General features: G+C 59.1%; 11 protein-coding genes. 9 read left to right on the forward strand and 2 right to left on the reverse strand.

The genetic code is table 11. The annotated features are described in order from the left end of the window. The first annotated feature begins 13 nt into the window (after positions 1-13). From ACA048_RS14180 to ACA048_RS14205, 6 genes are all read left to right on the forward strand, one after another. Entirely contained in the window at positions 14-427 is a 414-nt protein-coding gene (locus ACA048_RS14180; protein ID WP_497629706.1) for an AprI/Inh family metalloprotease inhibitor, read from the forward strand. 152 nt (positions 428-579) lie between these two features. After that, positions 580-2,355 (forward strand): type I secretion system permease/ATPase, encoded by a 1,776-nt coding sequence (locus tag ACA048_RS14185; RefSeq protein ID WP_497629707.1) that lies wholly within the window; start codon positions 580-582, stop codon positions 2,353-2,355. Further along, on the forward strand, positions 2,352-3,686 hold the full coding sequence (locus ACA048_RS14190) for an HlyD family type I secretion periplasmic adaptor subunit (RefSeq protein WP_497629708.1): 1,335 nt from the start codon (positions 2,352-2,354) through the stop codon (positions 3,684-3,686). Before ACA048_RS14185 ends, ACA048_RS14190 begins: the two co-directional genes overlap by 4 nt. Positions 3,687-3,688: 2 nt before the next feature. Beyond that, complete coding sequence (locus tag ACA048_RS14195) at positions 3,689-5,053, forward strand: TolC family outer membrane protein (protein WP_497629709.1); 1,365 nt, start codon at positions 3,689-3,691, stop codon at positions 5,051-5,053. Positions 5,054-5,125: 72 nt separating this feature from the next. Continuing rightward, a complete protein-coding gene (locus ACA048_RS14200; RefSeq protein ID WP_497629710.1) occupies positions 5,126-8,173 on the forward strand; it encodes an autotransporter domain-containing protein in 3,048 nt (1,015 codons plus the stop codon). Between the two features lie 103 nt (positions 8,174-8,276). After that, positions 8,277-10,130, forward strand: coding sequence for a polyurethane esterase (locus ACA048_RS14205; RefSeq protein WP_497629711.1), 1,854 nt, complete (start codon positions 8,277-8,279; stop codon positions 10,128-10,130). Positions 10,131-10,264: 134 nt separating this feature from the next. Here the strand turns inward: ACA048_RS14205 and ACA048_RS14210 are convergent, their stop codons facing one another. Next, a complete protein-coding gene (locus tag ACA048_RS14210; protein ID WP_497629712.1) occupies positions 10,265-10,489 on the reverse strand; it encodes a YgdI/YgdR family lipoprotein in 225 nt (74 codons plus the stop codon). A gap of 171 nt (positions 10,490-10,660) precedes the next feature. Here ACA048_RS14210 and ACA048_RS14215 point away from each other — a divergent pair, with 171 nt between their 5' ends. From ACA048_RS14215 to ACA048_RS14225, 3 genes are all read left to right on the forward strand, one after another. Continuing rightward, positions 10,661-12,328: a VRR-NUC domain-containing protein gene (locus ACA048_RS14215; RefSeq protein ID WP_497629714.1), complete on the forward strand. Its 1,668-nt coding sequence runs from the start codon at positions 10,661-10,663 to the stop codon at positions 12,326-12,328. After that, the gene (locus ACA048_RS14220) at positions 12,325-14,604 is read left to right on the forward strand and encodes an ATP-dependent DNA helicase (RefSeq protein ID WP_497629715.1); all 2,280 of its coding nucleotides are present in this window, start codon (positions 12,325-12,327) and stop codon (positions 14,602-14,604) included. The genes ACA048_RS14215 and ACA048_RS14220 overlap by 4 nt, the downstream gene beginning before the upstream one ends. Before the next feature lie 128 nt (positions 14,605-14,732). Then, positions 14,733-15,632 (forward strand): zeta toxin family protein, encoded by a 900-nt coding sequence (locus tag ACA048_RS14225; RefSeq protein WP_497629717.1) that lies wholly within the window; start codon positions 14,733-14,735, stop codon positions 15,630-15,632. Here ACA048_RS14225 and ACA048_RS14230 read toward each other — a convergent pair. Then, positions 15,613-16,365: a DJ-1/PfpI family protein gene (locus tag ACA048_RS14230; RefSeq protein WP_497629719.1), complete on the reverse strand. Its 753-nt coding sequence runs from the start codon at positions 16,363-16,365 to the stop codon at positions 15,613-15,615. The two genes, ACA048_RS14225 and ACA048_RS14230, sit on opposite strands and share 20 nt — an antisense overlap. Positions 16,366-16,500 lie beyond the last annotated feature (135 nt).

The following is a 16,500-nucleotide window of genomic DNA, read 5'->3' on the forward strand; positions in this document are numbered from 1 at the left end:
GAGTAAAACAAAGATGGCCTCTAAAGCCTTTGCCGCATGGCTCTTGGCGATGTTCATGATTTTTTTTGGAGAAGCAGCCATGGCGAGCAGCCTGAAATTAGCAGATCCCTCGGAACTGGCCGGTAAATGGCAGGCCACCCTGAACACCCGGGACGACTCGCCAGAGACCCAGGCATTGCAGGACAAGCCTTCCAACGTCTGTTTCATCGAATTGCAGCTCAAGCAAACACTGGGTGAGGGCGCCGACTGTTTAAGTGCATGGCTTGCAGGTGAAAAAGCCATAGGCTGGTTTACCGAGCCGGACGGCATTGCGATCACCGGTAAAGAAGGCTCGAAGATTCTGTTTTTCAGTCGCCAACGTGATGGATCCTATAAAGCAAACTTGAAAGCCACGCTGGTCATAACACTCGTGCGACAGGCGCATTAATTAAAACGCCGCTACTCGTGATAAAGACATCACGCATTTAAGTTGTAGTTGGTTTGTAAGCGCTAGAGCCCACAAAGCACATCCGTGCCTGCGTGGACAGTGAATGGAAACGTCGTCAGGTATGACGAGGAATAACACCTCAGGAAGAGCCCATGAAGATGGCAAAAAGCCCGGCCAGCGCACCGTTATTCAAAGCATTGGGCGACTATAAGAGCATCCTGGTCAGCGTCGGTTGTTTCACCGCGTTAATTAACGTGCTGATGCTGGTCCCGTCGATTTATATGCTGCAAGTCTATGACCGCGTGCTGTCTTCGCAAAACGAAACGACCTTGGCCATGTTGTCTCTAATGGTGGTCGGTTTCTTTGCCTTCATCGGTTTGCTTGAGATCGTCCGTAGTTTCATCGTCATCCGCATTGGTAGCCAACTGGAACGACGCTTCAACCTGCGGGTTTATCAAGCCGCGTTCGAGCGCAATCTGTCCAAAGGTGAGGGAAATGCCGGCCAGTCGCTCGGGGATCTGACGCACATCCGCCAGTTCGTTACCGGCCCAGCGCTGTTTGCCTTCTTCGATGCACCGTGGTTTCCGGTCTACCTGTTCGTGATCTACCTGTTCAACGTCTGGCTCGGGGTGTTTGCCACCGTAGGCGCGCTGGTGTTGATTGGCCTCGCGTGCCTGAACGAAGCAATGACCAAAAAGCCCTTGGGCGAAGCCGCCGGCTTTTCGCAGAAGTCCAGCCAATTGGCTACCAGTCACTTGCATAACGCCGAAACCATTCAAGCGATGGGCATGCTGGGCGCGCTACGCAAGCGCTGGTTTGACGTGCATTCACGTTTTCTCGCTTTGCAGAACCAGGCCAGCGACACCGGCGCAGTTATCAGTTCCCTGAGCAAAACCTTGCGTTTGTGCCTGCAATCCCTGGTCCTGGGGCTAGGTGCGCTGCTGGTGATCAAGGGCGACATGACCGCCGGGATGATGATCGCCGGTTCGATTTTGATGGGCCGCGTCCTGAGCCCCATCGATCAATTGATTGCCGTCTGGAAACAGTGGAGCGGCGCCAAGCTGGCCTACCGTCGTCTGGATGCGTTGCTGCAATCCTTTCCACCGAGTGACGAGGCCATGGCGCTGCCGGCGCCGAAAGGGCAGATCACCTTCGAACAGGTCAGCGCCGCGCCGCCGGGTCAGCGTGCGGCAACGCTGCACCTGGTCAACTTCAACCTTGGCGCAGGGGAAGTGATGGGCGTGCTCGGTGCTTCCGGCTCAGGCAAATCGACCCTGGCCCGGGTGCTGGTGGGCGTGTGGCCCACCCTCGGAGGCACGGTTCGACTCGACGGCGCGGACATTCATCGCTGGAACCGCGACGACCTCGGCCCCTACATCGGCTATCTGCCGCAAGACATCGAATTGTTCAGCGGCAGCATTGCCGAAAACATCGCCCGCTTTCGCGCAACCGATCCACAAAAAGTCGTTGAAGCCGCGCAACAGGCCGGCGTCCACGAACTGATCCTGCGCATGCCGCAAGGGTACGACACGGTGCTGGGTGAAGACGGCAGCGGTCTGTCCGGCGGCCAGAAACAACGGGTGGCATTGGCTCGCGCCCTGTATGGCAACCCGCGTCTGGTGGTGCTGGACGAACCGAACTCCAATCTCGATACCGTGGGCGAAGCCGCGTTGGCCAGTGCCATCGCGAACATGAAAGCGCAAGGCACCAGTGTGATTTTGGTCACTCACCGTTCTTCGGCGCTGGCTCAGGCCGACAAACTGCTGGTGCTTAACGACGGGCGCTTGCAGGCGTTCGGCCCGAGCCAGGAGGTATTGAAAGCACTGTCCGGCGCCCAGGAACAGCAGCGGGAAAAAGCGCCGCAGGCACCCGGCGGACTGAGCATGAGCCGACAGTATCAGCCCTCGACAAGGAGTTCGGGCGTATGAATCACCGCAACGAAGCCACGATGGAACGCGATTACATCGCTGAACGCCCCGAGCACGATGCGCACTTCTTTGCCCGCATGGGCTGGATTCTGGCGATTGTCGGCGCGGGCAGTTTCTTCACCTGGGCCAGTCTCGCGCCGCTCGATCAAGGGATTCCAGTGCAGGGCACGGTCGTGGTATCGGGCAAGCGCAAAGCCGTGCAATCGATGAGCCCCGGCGTGGTCAGCCGGATTCTGGTGCGTGAGGGTCAAGTGGTGAAGCTGGGCCAGCCGCTGTTCCAACTCGACCAGACTCAGGTTGCGGCTGACGTCGACTCGCTACAGGCGCAGTACCGAATGGCCTGGGCCAGCGTTGCGCGCTGGGAAAGCGAACGGGACAACCTCAAACAAGTGAATTTCCCAACCGAGCTGAGCACCGAGGCCGATCCCCGGCTGGCACCGGTACTGGAAGGCCAGCGGCAATTGTTCAGCAGCCGCCGCGAAGCCTACTTCCGCGAGCAGGGCGGGCTGCGCGCCAACATGGAAGGCGCCGCCGCGCAATTGGCTGGCATGCGTCGCGCGCGTACCGACCTGACGGCCCAGGCCCATTCGCTGCAACAGCAACTGAGCAATCTTCAGCCCTTGGCGGATAACGGCTACATCCCGCGCAACCGGCTGATGGAATACCAGCGTCAACTGTCGCAAGTGCAGCAGCAACTGGCCGAGAACACCGGCGAAAGCGGCCGGGTGGAGCAGGGCATCCTCGAAGCGAAGCTCAAGCTGCAACAGCACATCGAGGAGTATCAGAAAGAGGTCCGCACCCAACTGGCCGACGCGCAACTCAAGAGCGTGACCCTCAAGGAGCAACTGACTTCCGCCGGGTTCAACCTGCAACACAGCGAGATCTTCGCCACCGCCGACGGCATCGCGGTCAACCTGGGGGTGCATACCGAAGGAGCGGTGGTGCGCCAGGGCGACACCTTGCTGGAAATTGTGCCGCAGGGCACCCGCCTGGAAGTGGAAGGGCACCTGCCGATCAATCTGGTCGACAAGGTCGGCACCCATTTGCCCGTGGACATCCTGTTCACCGCGTTTAACCAGAGCCGCACGCCGCGAGTGCCCGGCGAAGTCAGCCTGATCTCTGCCGACCAGATGGTCGACGAAAAAACCGGCGCGCCGTACTACGTGCTGCGTAGCAGCGTCAGTGACCAGGCTATGGAGAAGCTCAACGGATTGGTAATCAAGCCTGGCATGCCGGCGGAAATGTTCGTGCGTACCGGTGAACGTTCACTCCTCAACTATCTGTTCAAGCCGCTGCTCGACCGGGCCGGCTCCGCGTTGACCGAGGAATAAGGATGTCCGGTGGTATGAAAATGCTTTCCCTGCTCGCAGCGACCCTGGCGTTGCTGACGTGCAACAGCGTGATGGCCCTGGGGCCGTTCGACATTTACGAGCAAGCGTTGCGCAATGATCCGGTGTTCCTTGGCGCGCTCAAGGAACGCGATGCCGGTGTTGAAAACCGCCTGATTGGCCGGGCCGGCTTGCTACCCAAGGTGGGGTACAACTACAACAAGGGGCGCAATTCGTCCAAGGCCACTTACTTCAACGAGCACCGGCAGAACCAGACGGATGACCGCCACTACAGCAGTTACGGCTCGACCCTGACCCTGCAACAGCCGTTGATCGATTACGAAGCCTACGCCGCGTACCGTAAAGGCGTGGCCCAGTCGTTGTTTGCCGATGAAGCCTTTCGCGGCAAAAGCCAGCAATTGCTGGTACGTGTGTTGGAGAACTACACCAAGGCGTTGTTTGCTCAGGATCAGATCGACATTGCGTTGGCCAGGAAGAAAGCCTACGAACAGCAGTTCCAGCAGAACGAGCAGATGTTTCACCAGGGCGAAGGCACTCGCACCGATATTCTTGAGGCCGAGTCCCGTTACGAACTGGCCATCGCTGAAGAGATCGAGGCGCGCAACGAGCAGGACGCATCCTTGCGCGAACTCGGCGCCCTGATTGGCGTGTCGGTGATCGACATCACAGACCTGGCGCCGCTGGCGCCGCACTTCCAGACCTTCAGTCTGCAACCGGCCAACTACGACACCTGGCACGAATTGGCCGTGGCCAACAACCCGAACCTGGCCTCCCAGCGCCAGGCGGTGGAAGTGGCGCGTTACGAAGTCGAACGCAACCGTGCAGGGCATTTGCCGAAAGTCAGTGCCTTTGCCTCGGTGCGCCAGAACGAATCGGAAAGCGGCAACACCTATAACCAGCGCTACGACACCAACACCATTGGCATCGAAGTCAACGTGCCGCTGTATGCCGGCGGCGGGGTGTCAGCTTCCACACGCCAGGCCAGCCGCAGCATGGAACAGGCCGAGTACGAACTGGATGGCAAGACCCGCGAAACCCTGATCGAACTGCGCCGACAGTTCAGCGCCTGCCTGTCAGGTGTGAACAAGCTGCGTGCCTACCAAAAGGCCCTTGCGGCTGCCGAAGCGCTGGTGGTGTCGACCAGGCAAAGCATCCTTGGGGGCGAGCGCGTCAATCTGGATGCGCTGAACGCCGTACAACAACTATTTACCACCCGCCGCGATCTGGCACAGGCACGCTACGACTACTTGATGGCCTGGACCCGGTTGCACTACTACGCCGGTACGTTGAATGAACAGGATCTGGCCAGGGTGGACGAAGCGTTCGGCCTGGGCCCGAGGCCCCAATGATGCCTGTGAATTTGTAAGTGCCTTTCAAGGCAAAAAATGGATTCTGGCAACACAACTAAGGACGGTAGCTAGATGAACAACAAAGACAACACACTGGCCGTGCTCTGCGCACTCGCCACTCTCGGCACTGCACACGCCGAGCCCTACGTGGAAAACGGTAGAACGGGCGACCCCAACAGCTGGCGCAGCGCCGAATTCAGCGCCGATTGGGGCCTGGGCGCGATCAACGCACAGGACGCCTACGCCGCTGGCTACAGCGGTAAAGACGTGAAACTGGGGATTTTCGACCAACCGGTTTACGCCAAGCACCCGGAGTTTTCCGGGGCCAACAAAGTGATCACGCTGGTCACCAGCGGCATCCGCGAATACACCGACCCGTACATTCCGGTCAAAGCCGGGGACTCGTTTCGGTATGACGGCGCGCCCACCGTCGGCTCCAACGGCAAGCTGGGTGCTCACGGCACCCACGTTGGCGGGATCGCTGCCGGCAGCCGCGATGGAGGCCCGATGCATGGTGTCGCGTTCGGCGCGCAAATCATCAGCGCAGATAACGGCGACCCGGGCCCGGAAGACGGCATTATTCGCGGCAACGATGGCGCGGTGTACAAGGCTGGCTGGGATGCATTGATCGCCAGCGGCGCGCGGATCATCAACAACAGCTGGGGCATTGGCATTACCGATCGCTTCGACCTCGGCGGACGCAACCCGGCGTACCCGCATTTCACCGTGCAGGATGCGCAGGCGCAATTCAATCAGATCCAGCCACTGCTCGGGACCAAACCGGGCGGTGCCTATGACGGTGCAATAGCCTCGGCGCGTAGCGGCATCGTGACGATCTTCGCCGCTGGCAACGACTACAACCTCAACAACCCGGACGCCATCGCCGGGCTGGGCTATTTCGTTCCGGAAATTGCGCCGAACTGGGTCACGGTCGCGGCGTTGCAAAAGAACCCGGACCTCACCAGCTCGAACCTCTACACCATCAGTACTTTTTCGTCGCGCTGCGGCTACACCGCCAGCTTTTGCGTGTCGGCGCCAGGTAGCAAAATTTACAGCTCGGTTATCGGTGGCACCAACGCCGAGAACCTCACCACCGATTACGCCAATTACAACGGCACTTCGATGGCCGCGCCGCATGTCGCAGGCTCTATGGCAGTGCTGATGGAGCGCTTCCCGTACCTGACCGGTGCGCAGGTCGCCAGTGTGCTGCGCACCACCGCCACCGACCTGGGCGCACCGGGCGTCGACGCGTTGTACGGCTGGGGCATGATCAACTTGCGCAAAGGTATCGACGGCCCGGGGATGTTGGTCACCGAGCAGGACATTCCTGAGGAGTTCCGCATTCAGGGGGCCTACGGCTCCAGCCAGTTTGTTGCCGATTTACCGGGCATCGGCGCGATCATCGACGCCGGCAAACCCACTGAGCGTGTGTGCAACGACGTGTACTGCGGACTCGACGTCTGGCGCAACGACATCTCCGGTCATGGCGGCCTGACCAAGCAGGGTATTGGTACGCTGGTCTTGACTGGCGCCAACACCTACGCAGGGCCGACGCTGGTCAATGAGGGCCGATTGGCGATCAATGGTTCGCTGGCTTCAACGGTCACCGTCAATGACAGCGGGATCCTCGGCGGCAACGGTCGCATCGGCGGATTGACCGCCAAACGCGGCGGCACCGTGGCGCCGGGCAATTCCATCGGCACCTTGCAAGTGGCGGGCGATGTAACCTTCGAACCAGGCTCGACGTACGCCGTGGAATTATCGCCCACCAGCAGTGACCAGATCGTCGCCAGCGGCAAAGCCGTGATAAACGGCGCCACCGTCAGCCTGTCCCTGGAAAACAGCCCGACGTTGCTGACCCCCCGCGAAGTGGAATCCCTGCTCGGCAATCAGTACAACATCCTGCAAGCGGCGGGTGGCATCGAAGGTCGTTTCGGCGCGGTGCTACCTGATTACCTGTTCATTGGCGGATTACTAGACTACTCCGCCACCAGCATTCAACTGGCAGTCGAACGCAACGCCACTTCCTTCGCCAGCGTCGGCCAGACACCGAACCAACGCGCCGTGGCCGCTGCCGCCGAGCAACTGGGCGCAGGCAACACTCTGTACGAAACCCTTCTGCTGTCGCCCACTGCCGCCGTCGCTCAGCAAGCCTTCCAGCAACTGTCCGGCGAGATTTATCCGGCCATCGGTACGCTGCTGATCAACGACAGCCGTTACCTGCGCGATGCCGTCGGTGAGCGCTTGCGTGAACACGACCTGTTCGACGCCGCAGCGCCGACCGATGACCGCAGCAACGCCTGGCTCAAAGTGCTCGGTGCCTGGGGCAAAAGCGATGGCGGGCATGACAACGCCAGTTCCAACAGCTCCATCGGCGGCTTGCTGGCCGGGGTCGACGGTCTGATCACTGAAGATACACGGCTGGGATTCGTCACCGGTTATAGCGACAGTTCGTTGAGCATGGGCGATGGCACGCATTCGTCAGCCTCGGTCGACAGCTATCACTTGGGTGCTTACCTGGGCCATGAAATCGACGCACTGCGATTGAGCGTCGGTGGTGCTTTCAGCTGGCATCGCATCGACGTGAAACGTGATCTGCAATTGGGCGACGTCAGCGGCAAACAAAAGTCCAAACGCGATGCCACGACTGCGCAATTGTTCACTGAAGCGGCCTATCGCCTGGACATGCAACCGTTGGCGCTGGAACCGTTCGCCAATCTGGCTTATGTGCACTTGAACAGCGACAGCTTCAGCGAAAAAGGCGGTGCCGCCGCACTCAAGGGCGGTGAAGACAACCGTGACGCCGTGCTTTCAACCCTGGGCCTGCGGGCGGGCAAAGCGATTGCCCTGTCGGACAAACAGCAGCTGGAACTGTCCGGCACGCTGGGCTGGCAGCACAACCTGAGCAATACCCGCTCCGAAGATCACCTGGCCTTCGCCAACGGCAATACCGCGTTCAGCGTGCAAAGCGTTTCCCTTGACCGTAATGCCGCCGTCATTGGTGCTCGGGCCGGTTTGGCGGTGGCTCAGGATGTGCGTGTGAGCCTGGATTACAACGGCCTGCTCGGTTCCAACGAGAAAGACCACGGTGTGGGCCTGACGCTGGACTGGCAGTTCTGATCACGCAATGCAGCTTGCACTAAAGGCTCCGGGGCGCTTCGTGATTGAGGCGTCCCGGTTGTGAGCCATCTCTGACCATTCCAACAAAAGAGAGGCAATACCAATGGGTGTGTACGACTACAAAAGCTTCGGCACAGCTGATTCCAAAGCGTTGTTTAGCGACGCCATGGCGATCACGCTGTATTCCTATCACAACCTCGATAACGGCTTTGCTACCGGCTATCAGCACAACGGCTTTGGCCTGGGCTTGCCCGCGACATTGGTCACCGCGCTGCTGGGCGGCACCGACTCCCAGGGCGTCATCCCCGGCATACCCTGGAACCCCGATTCGGAAAAAGCGGCACTGGATGCGGTGCAAAAAGCCGGTTGGACACCAATCACCGCCTCGCAATTGGGCTATGACGGCAAGGTCGACGCTCGCGGAACCTTCTTCGGTGAGAAGGCCGGTTACACCACTGCGCAAGTCGAGATCCTCGGCAAGTACGATGCCCAGGGACACCTGACCGAAATCGGCATCGCCTTTCGCGGCACCAGCGGCCCACGGGAAACCCTGATCGGCGACTCCATTGGCGACGTGATCAACGATCTGCTGGCGGCATTTGGCCCCAGCGATTATGCAAAAAACTACGTTGGCGAAGCCTTCGGCAACCTGCTCGCCGACGTTGCGGCGTTTACCCAGGCCAATGGCCTTTCGGGCCAAAACGTCCTGGTCAGTGGCCATAGCCTCGGCGGGTTGGCGGTCAACAGCCTGGCGGATTTGAGCACGGGCAACTGGGGCGGGTTCTTCAAGGACTCCAGCTACATCGCCTACGCGTCGCCAACCCAAAGCGACACCGACAAAGTGCTCAACGTCGGCTATGAGAACGACCCGGTATTTCGCGCGCTCGACGGTTCATCGTTCGACCTGTCTTCGGTGGGCGTGCACGATGCCGCCAAAGCGTCGGCGACCGATAACATCGTCAGTTTCAATGATCACTACGCGTCGACGGCGTGGAATGTGCTGCCGTATTCCATCCTTAACATTGCGACCTGGATCTCGCACTTGCCCACCGCGTACGGCGACGGCATGAGCCGGGTCATCGAATCGAAATTCTACGACCTCACCAGCAAGGACTCGACGATCATCGTTGCCAATCTGTCCGACCCGGCGCGTGCCAACACTTGGGTCCAGGACCTCAATCGCAATGCTGAAACCCACAAGGGCAGCACGTTCATCATCGGCAGCGACGCCAACGACCTGATTCAGGGCGGTAAAGGCAACGACTACCTGGAGGGGCGCGACGGTAACGACACCTTCCGCGACGGTGGCGGCTACAACATCCTGCTGGGTGGCAAGGGCAACAATGTGCTGGAATTGCAGCAGTCGGTGAAAACCGTCGAATTCGCCCATGATGGCGTCGGCACGCTGTACGTACGCGATGGCAATGGCGGCATCAGCATCACCCGTGACATTGGCAGCATTGTCAGCAAGGAACCGGGGTTTCTGTGGGGGTTGTTCAAAGATGACGTGACGCATAGCGTGACGGCCAATGGTCTTGTGGCCGGCAACAATCTGACTGCGTATGCCTCATCGGTGAAGGGCGGCGCCGGGGCCGATATGCTCAAGGCACAGGCGACCGGCGACTGGCTGTTTGGCCTGGATGGTAATGACCATCTGATCGGCGGCAAGGGTAACGATGTTTTTGTTGGCGGGGCAGGGAATGACCTGATGGAGTCGGGAGGCGGGGTCGATACATTCCAGTTCAGTGGTGCGTTTGGTCAGGACCGGGTCGTGGGTTATCAGGCAAATGACAAACTGGTGTTTCTTGGGGTTCAGGGGGTGGTGCCCAATGATGATGTTCGGGCGCATGCGACTGCGGCCGGGCAGGACACGGTGCTGACGTTTGGCGGGGATTCGGTGACGTTGGTGGGGGTGGGGCTGGACAGTTTGTCGGGCTCAGGGATTGTGATTGCCTGATAGTGATGTGGCGCCGATAAGGGCCTCATCGCGAGCAGGCTCGCTCCCACAGGGATTTTGTGACCGCCGCAGATCCAGTGTGGAAGCGGCGGTGCGACGATTCGACTTGCCCGCGATGAACGATAACGCGGTCTTCAGTCTTCCGGGCGAACCGTGGCCACGTCCTTGGCATTGACCTTGACCTTCTTGCCTGAAATATCCTCGAACTCGTAGAAGCCGTCCTTGTTCTTGGTATCCGGCATGTCCTTGGTCAAATACTGGGTGCCGTTTTGCAAAGTCACGACCGTCGGCGTCGAGCAGCCGGTCAAGGCTAACAAGGCTGCCGTGGCCAGCGGCAAACCCAGGGTTTTGATCTTCATATTCACCTCTCACAGTGTTGAAAAGTATCTCAATGCCAGTTGGTGTCATCGATCAGCATAACGTTCGATGCCAGCCCTAAAATGACCGAATAACGTCGCCGCTTATCCTTTTCCGTTTGCACCGCACTGCGGGTAACTGTTATCTGTACGCATAACCAGTACTCGCTTGCCATGGCGCTTTTCCCTGTGACTGCAAATCCCCTCGACGATCCGTTCTATTACCTGAATAACTTCATGCAAGTGCTTGATTGGCTTGAACATCGATATGCCGATGTATTAAGTGTAGAAGAACACGCCTTCATCCGTGATTTCTCTCGGCTACCAAGGGAGTCGCGAGCGCTGCTGGTCAGAATGGTGATGCGCAAGGGCGTGCATTTCAGGGCCGGCAAACTGAATTACGTCGAGATCGGTCCGATCGCCAGCGCGGCCGAGCCGTTGCTGGCGGCAGGCTGGATCGATGAAGTATCGCTCTTGCACATCGAGGAGCTGTTCGATGTGTTGCTAAAGCCTGAGATTCTTCAGTGTTTGGGCGATGCCATTGAGCAGCCTAGGGGTAAAAAAAGTGATTGGCTCCCGCTCCTGAGCGAACAGTTTGCCGAGGCACAGAGTTTTGCCCATTGGTGCCCGGCATTGAATGACCGGCTGTTCTCCCTGACCATCATGGACCTGTGTGACCGGTTTCGACTGATGTTCTTCGGCAACCTCTATCAGGACTGGTCCGAGTTTGTACTGGCCGACCTCGGCATTTTCACCTATGAAAAAGTCGAATTCAGCGCCGAATCCCGGGGCTTGCGCAGCCGTGAGGACGTCGACGCCTGCCTGTTCCTGCACCAATGCCAGCAGTATTTCGAGGCGGGCGAGCCGCTGGCGTCCATCGTCGAGCAAATCAATGGGCTGACACTCGGCAATCCCTGGCTGCAACGTCGTCGCGACAAGTTGCTGTTTCAGATCGGTCAGCACTGCGAGCGCATCGCCGATTTCGTCAGCGCACTGACGATATACCGCGACTGCGCCTATCCCGGCGCACGCGTGCGACTGATTCGCGTGCTGGAGCGCTGTGGTGACTATCAGCTCGCCCTGGACTTGGCGACGCAGGCCCAGCAATCGCCGGAAAGCGCCGCCGAGCATCAACATTTGCTGCGCGTGTTGCCCAGACTGCGGCGCAAACTCGGGGGGCCGGCGCTGAAGCGGCCAGCCCCGCGGCCTATGCAACGCCTGGACCTTCATCTGCCCAGAACCGATCTGGCGTTGTCGGTGGAATATTACGTGCAGGCGCACTTGGCGGAAGAACAGGCCCCGGTGCATTACGTCGAGAACAGCCTGATCAACTCACTGTTCGGCTTGTTGTGCTGGCCGGCCATTTTCGCGCCGCTGCCGGGGGCGTTTTTTCACCCGTTCCAGCGCGGGCCGGTCGACCTGTTGCAAGAAGACTTCTCAGCGCGCCGTGCCGAACTGTTCGAGGCGTGCCTGGCCGAGCTCGATGACGGTCGTTACCGGCAGACGATTCGCGAGCGTTATGCTGCCAAGTGGGGCGTGCAGTCGCCCTTCGTGTTTTGGGGCGTACTGAACGAAACGTTGCTGGATCAGGCACTCGATTGCCTGCCGGCGGAACACCTCAAGCACTGGTTCAACCGCCTGTTGCTGGACATCAAGGCCAACCGCGCCGGGATGCCGGACCTGATCCAGTTCTGGCCGCAGCACAAGACCTACCGCATGATTGAAGTCAAAGGCCCCGGCGACCGGCTACAAGACAACCAATTGCGCTGGCTTGAGTTCTGTCATGAGCATCAGATGCCCATTGCCGTCTGTTACGTGCAATGGGTGGAGCAGAACGCTTGAACTACAGCATTGCGGTACGGGCACTGTGTGAATTCACTGCCAAGGTCGGCGACCTGGACCTGCGTTTCACCCCGTCACCGACGGCACTGGAAGGCATCGTCGGGCACCGAACGGTGGCGTCCCGGCGCAGCGACGGTTATCAAAGTGAAGTTGCCCTGGAAGGTACGTACAAAACCTTGAGCGTGAAGGGCAGGGCGGATGGCTATGATCCGGGGCAAAACTGCCTGGAAGAAGTCAAAACCTATCGCGGTGACTTGAGCAAACAACCGCCCAACCATCGGCAGTTGCACTGGGCGCAGGCGAAGATCTACGGCTGGTTGATGTGTCGCAAGCTGGAGTTGGCGCAGATCAACCTGGCGCTGGTGTATTTCGACATCGTCAGCGAAAAGGAAACCTGTCTGGTCGAGGCGTTCAGCGCTGAGCAACTGCAACCGTTCTTCGAGCATCATTGCGCGCGGTTTCTGCACTGGGCCGAGCAGGAAATGACCCATCGTGCGGCGCGTAATCAAGCGGCGCAGCAATTGGCCTTTCCCCATGCCGGGTTTCGTCCGGGGCAACGGCATCTGGCCGAATCCGTGTTCAAAGCCGTCAGCACCGGGCGCTGCCTGATGGCGCAAGCACCGACCGGCATCGGCAAAACCGTGGGCACGCTGTTCCCGATGCTCAAGGCCCTGGCGCCGCAGCAACTGGACAAGGTGTTTTTCCTCACCGCCAAAACGCCGGGGCGCAAACTCGCGCTGGACGCCGCACAGGTGATCCTGCAAAGCGCCGATGCGCCGCCACTTCGGGTGTTGGAGATGATCGCCCGGGACAAGGCTTGCGAGCACCCGGACAAAGCCTGCCACGGCGAATCCTGCCCCTTGGCACGGGGTTTCTATGATCGGTTGCCAGCCGCTCGTCAGGCCGCCAGCGAGCTGAGCCTGTTGAATCAGAGTGCTTTGCGCGAGGTGGCACTGGCGCACGAGGTTTGCCCCTATTACCTGAGCCAGGAAATGGCCCGTTGGGCCGACGTGGTGGTCGCAGACTTCAACTATTACTTCGATTTCAGTGCGCTGCTGTTCGGGCTCGCCCAAGCCAATAACTGGGCGGTCGCGGTGCTCGTCGATGAGGCCCACAACCTGGTGGAACGCGGCCGGCAGATGTACAGCGCCAGTCTCGATCAGTCGACCCTTAACGGCGTACGCAAAACCGCGCCTGAGCCGCTGAAAAAATCCTTGCAGCGGGTCAATCGGGAATGGAATGCCCTGCATAACCCGCAATCCGGCGCGTACCAGGCGTACGACAGACCACCGGAAAAACTGCTTCAAGCCTTGTTTTCGTGTAGTGCGAGCATCGGTGACTACCTCAACGATCACCCGCAGGGCCTGGACAGCTCGCTGCAAAGTTTCTACTTCGAGATACTGCAATTTTGTCGGGTGGCCGAACTCTTCGATGAACAGTTCCTGTTCGACATCAGCAAACGCGACCTCGACCGCCCGCGCCAACTGTCACAGCTGTGCCTGCGCAATGTGGTGCCGGCCGGTTTCATCCGCCCGCGCCTGACCGCCGCGCGCAGCACTGTGCTGTTCTCGGCGACGCTGAGCCCGCGGCATTACTACGCCGACCTGCTGGGCACCCCCGCGAATACGGTGTGGATTGATGTCGAGTCGCCGTTTCATGCTGATCAGCTACAAGTACACATCGTCAGCCAGATCTCGACACGCTTCGTACACCGGCGAGCGTCGCTTGAGCCGATTGTCGAGCTGATCGCCCGGCAATTTGGTGAACGCCCTGGTAACTACCTGGCATTTTTCAGCAGCTTCGATTATTTGCAGCAAGTGGCGCAGTTGCTGGCTGAGCGTCACCCGCACATCACGCAGTGGTCGCAGTCCCGGGGTATGGGGGAAGCACAGCGTCAGGAGTTTCTCGACCAGTTCACCGCGCACAGCCAAGGCGTCGGCTTTGCGGTGTTGGGCGGCGCGTTTGGTGAAGGCATCGATTTGCCTGGCGCACGGTTGATCGGCGCGTTCATCGCCACGCTGGGCCTTGCGCAACTCAATCCGGTCAACGAACAGTTGAAACACCGCATGGCGGCCATTTTCGGTGCCGGTTATGACTACACCTATCTGTTTCCAGGGGTGCAAAAAGTGGTGCAGGCCGCCGGGCGCGTGATCCGTACCCAGCAGGATCAGGGGGTGGTGATGCTCATCGATGACCGGTTTGGCGACAGCAAGGTTAAACAGTTATTGCCACGTTGGTGGTCGGTTGAACCGACGCATTTTCGCGCTATCGAGTAGGATTTTTTACTTTATAAAACAGTGACATATCTTGAAAGACACGCGCATTTGAACAAACAGCGAATCACCGCTTTATTCAAAGGGCAGGCAATCACTTTCAAGCGATTCTTTGATAAGGAAATCAAGGTATGTCAGTTGCACCAAACTACGCTTACACCCCGGAGCAGGTCACTGCCGCTTTCAATGAAATCAAAGCGACGTTGTTCCGCGGCATCACCGCCCAGGCAACCCCCAAAATACTGATCGTTGCCGGGCTGCAAGGCTCAGGCAAAACCTATCTGTTGGAAAACAGCCTTCTACCTTCCACGCGCTATCAGTGTTTTGTCCGTCTTTACTTGCCCGAGTATCGACAAAAGCACCCCCAGTACGCCGAGATGATCAAGCTCGGCGTACTGCATGCCTATGAGCAGACAGAAGCCTTTGTCCGCGAGGTCAGTGCCAAGATCTTCACCGAAGCCTTCACCCTCAAATACAACATCATCATGGAGTGTGCGTTCGACAGCCTCGATTTCGCCGCGTTTCCACCCCTGGCAACCGCAGCCGGTTATCAGTTCGAGACGCATATCGTCGGCTGCAATCAAGCGTTCGCTCACGTGTCGAGTATCAAAAGAGCCCTCAGCAGCCTGAAAAAACAGCAACTCGAAAGGTTTGTCACCTTGTCGGCGCTGGAAACCAGCATGAGTAACGCGCAGGCGATCATCCTGGCCTTTGAAACCGCCTCGAAAGCAGTCAGCGGCTCAGAGATCACGGTCTATGAACGTGGGCTCGGCGGCTTGAAAGAGCGGGTTTCGCGCTTCCAGAAGACTTATACAAAAGACCCGGCCGAGATAATCCCTCCAACGGCACCGACCGTTTGCAGCACCTATGCCAGCATTATCAATAACCACGTCTACACCCTGAGGGAGCGCGACGAGATGGTAAAGACATGCCACTTGGCGTTACTCAAAACCCAGACACACGCTGCGCTGGTGCCTGACTTCGTCTACAACGACCTGCATGCCTACCTCGTCAAATACGTGAACCGATAAGTCGTACCCATTCGGCGGCGAAGCGATGACAGTCTCCCGGCCAGCGAGCGGTCAATAACTGGCCATCACGCACGACAAAGCCTCGTTGTGGCTGGTCCGCTGAATCACGTACGGCGAGAAATCGGCCCCGCAGGAAATCTGCGGGGCTGGAAAGGGCGGCGGTGACTTCCACCTCGACGGTCTGCGGGTAGGTTCGGTAATAACGTCCGAGCCAGGGCGCGGTCATTGCCCAGGCAGGTAGTTCCATGGTGTTGGCCACCAGCGCGGTGACCTTGCGACCCCGCAATATAGAAAACCCGGTATCGGGATTCACGGTACGGGCCAGTAACAGAACACCGTGACACACCGCGGCCACCGGTTTTTCTGCGGTGAAAAAGTGCAAGGCAATCCGTTGCGCCTGAGCGGATTCCAGCAGTGTGCGCATGCCCTTGGCATGGCCACCAGGAATCAATAGACCGTCGAACTTGCTCGGATCGACATCGTCATAGGACAGTGGTTTACGAAATGACGCGTCTTCGATCATCTGCCTATAACTGGCGAGGTCGGGCTTGCGTGTCATCAGCAAAGGGTTGAGCGGACCAAAACCGATATCCACCAGGCGCGAGTCGGCGTAGGCAGGCAAACCCTGTGGTGTAGCAAAACACACCTCGAACCCGGCCCTGCACATCGCTTGCCAGGGCACGCTGCTCTCGGTCGGGTCGTAGTCGCAGGTTGGTAACAGAATCAGGATCATGGTGGCGCCTTATATCCGCCTAAGATGGCGTTTGGCGTCGAGCATAGGTGTTCTGCTGTCTGTACTCCACTGAACAAGCGTGCTGTGGCTTTCCAAACCCACGGTTTGCCGCATACTCCATCAAAACGATAGTCG

The sequence above is a fragment of the Pseudomonas sp. LBUM1659 genome (assembly GCF_059716045.1).

Bases quoted from the DNA above. Each gene is read 5' to 3' on its own strand.
- ACA048_RS14180 (WP_497629706.1), top strand. From the start codon at position 14: ATGGCCTCTAAAGCCTTTGCCGCATGGCTCTTGGCGATGTTCATGATT.
- ACA048_RS14185 (WP_497629707.1), top strand. From the start codon at position 580: ATGAAGATGGCAAAAAGCCCGGCCAGCGCACCGTTATTCAAAGCATTG.
- ACA048_RS14190 (WP_497629708.1), top strand. From the start codon at position 2,352: ATGAATCACCGCAACGAAGCCACGATGGAACGCGATTACATCGCTGAA.
- ACA048_RS14195 (WP_497629709.1), top strand. From the start codon at position 3,689: ATGTCCGGTGGTATGAAAATGCTTTCCCTGCTCGCAGCGACCCTGGCG.
- ACA048_RS14200 (WP_497629710.1), top strand. From the start codon at position 5,126: ATGAACAACAAAGACAACACACTGGCCGTGCTCTGCGCACTCGCCACT.
- ACA048_RS14205 (WP_497629711.1), top strand. From the start codon at position 8,277: ATGGGTGTGTACGACTACAAAAGCTTCGGCACAGCTGATTCCAAAGCG.
- ACA048_RS14210 (WP_497629712.1), bottom strand. From the start codon at position 10,489: ATGAAGATCAAAACCCTGGGTTTGCCGCTGGCCACGGCAGCCTTGTTA.
- ACA048_RS14215 (WP_497629714.1), top strand. From the start codon at position 10,661: ATGGCGCTTTTCCCTGTGACTGCAAATCCCCTCGACGATCCGTTCTAT.
- ACA048_RS14225 (WP_497629717.1), top strand. From the start codon at position 14,733: ATGTCAGTTGCACCAAACTACGCTTACACCCCGGAGCAGGTCACTGCC.
- ACA048_RS14230 (WP_497629719.1), bottom strand. From the start codon at position 16,365: ATGATCCTGATTCTGTTACCAACCTGCGACTACGACCCGACCGAGAGC.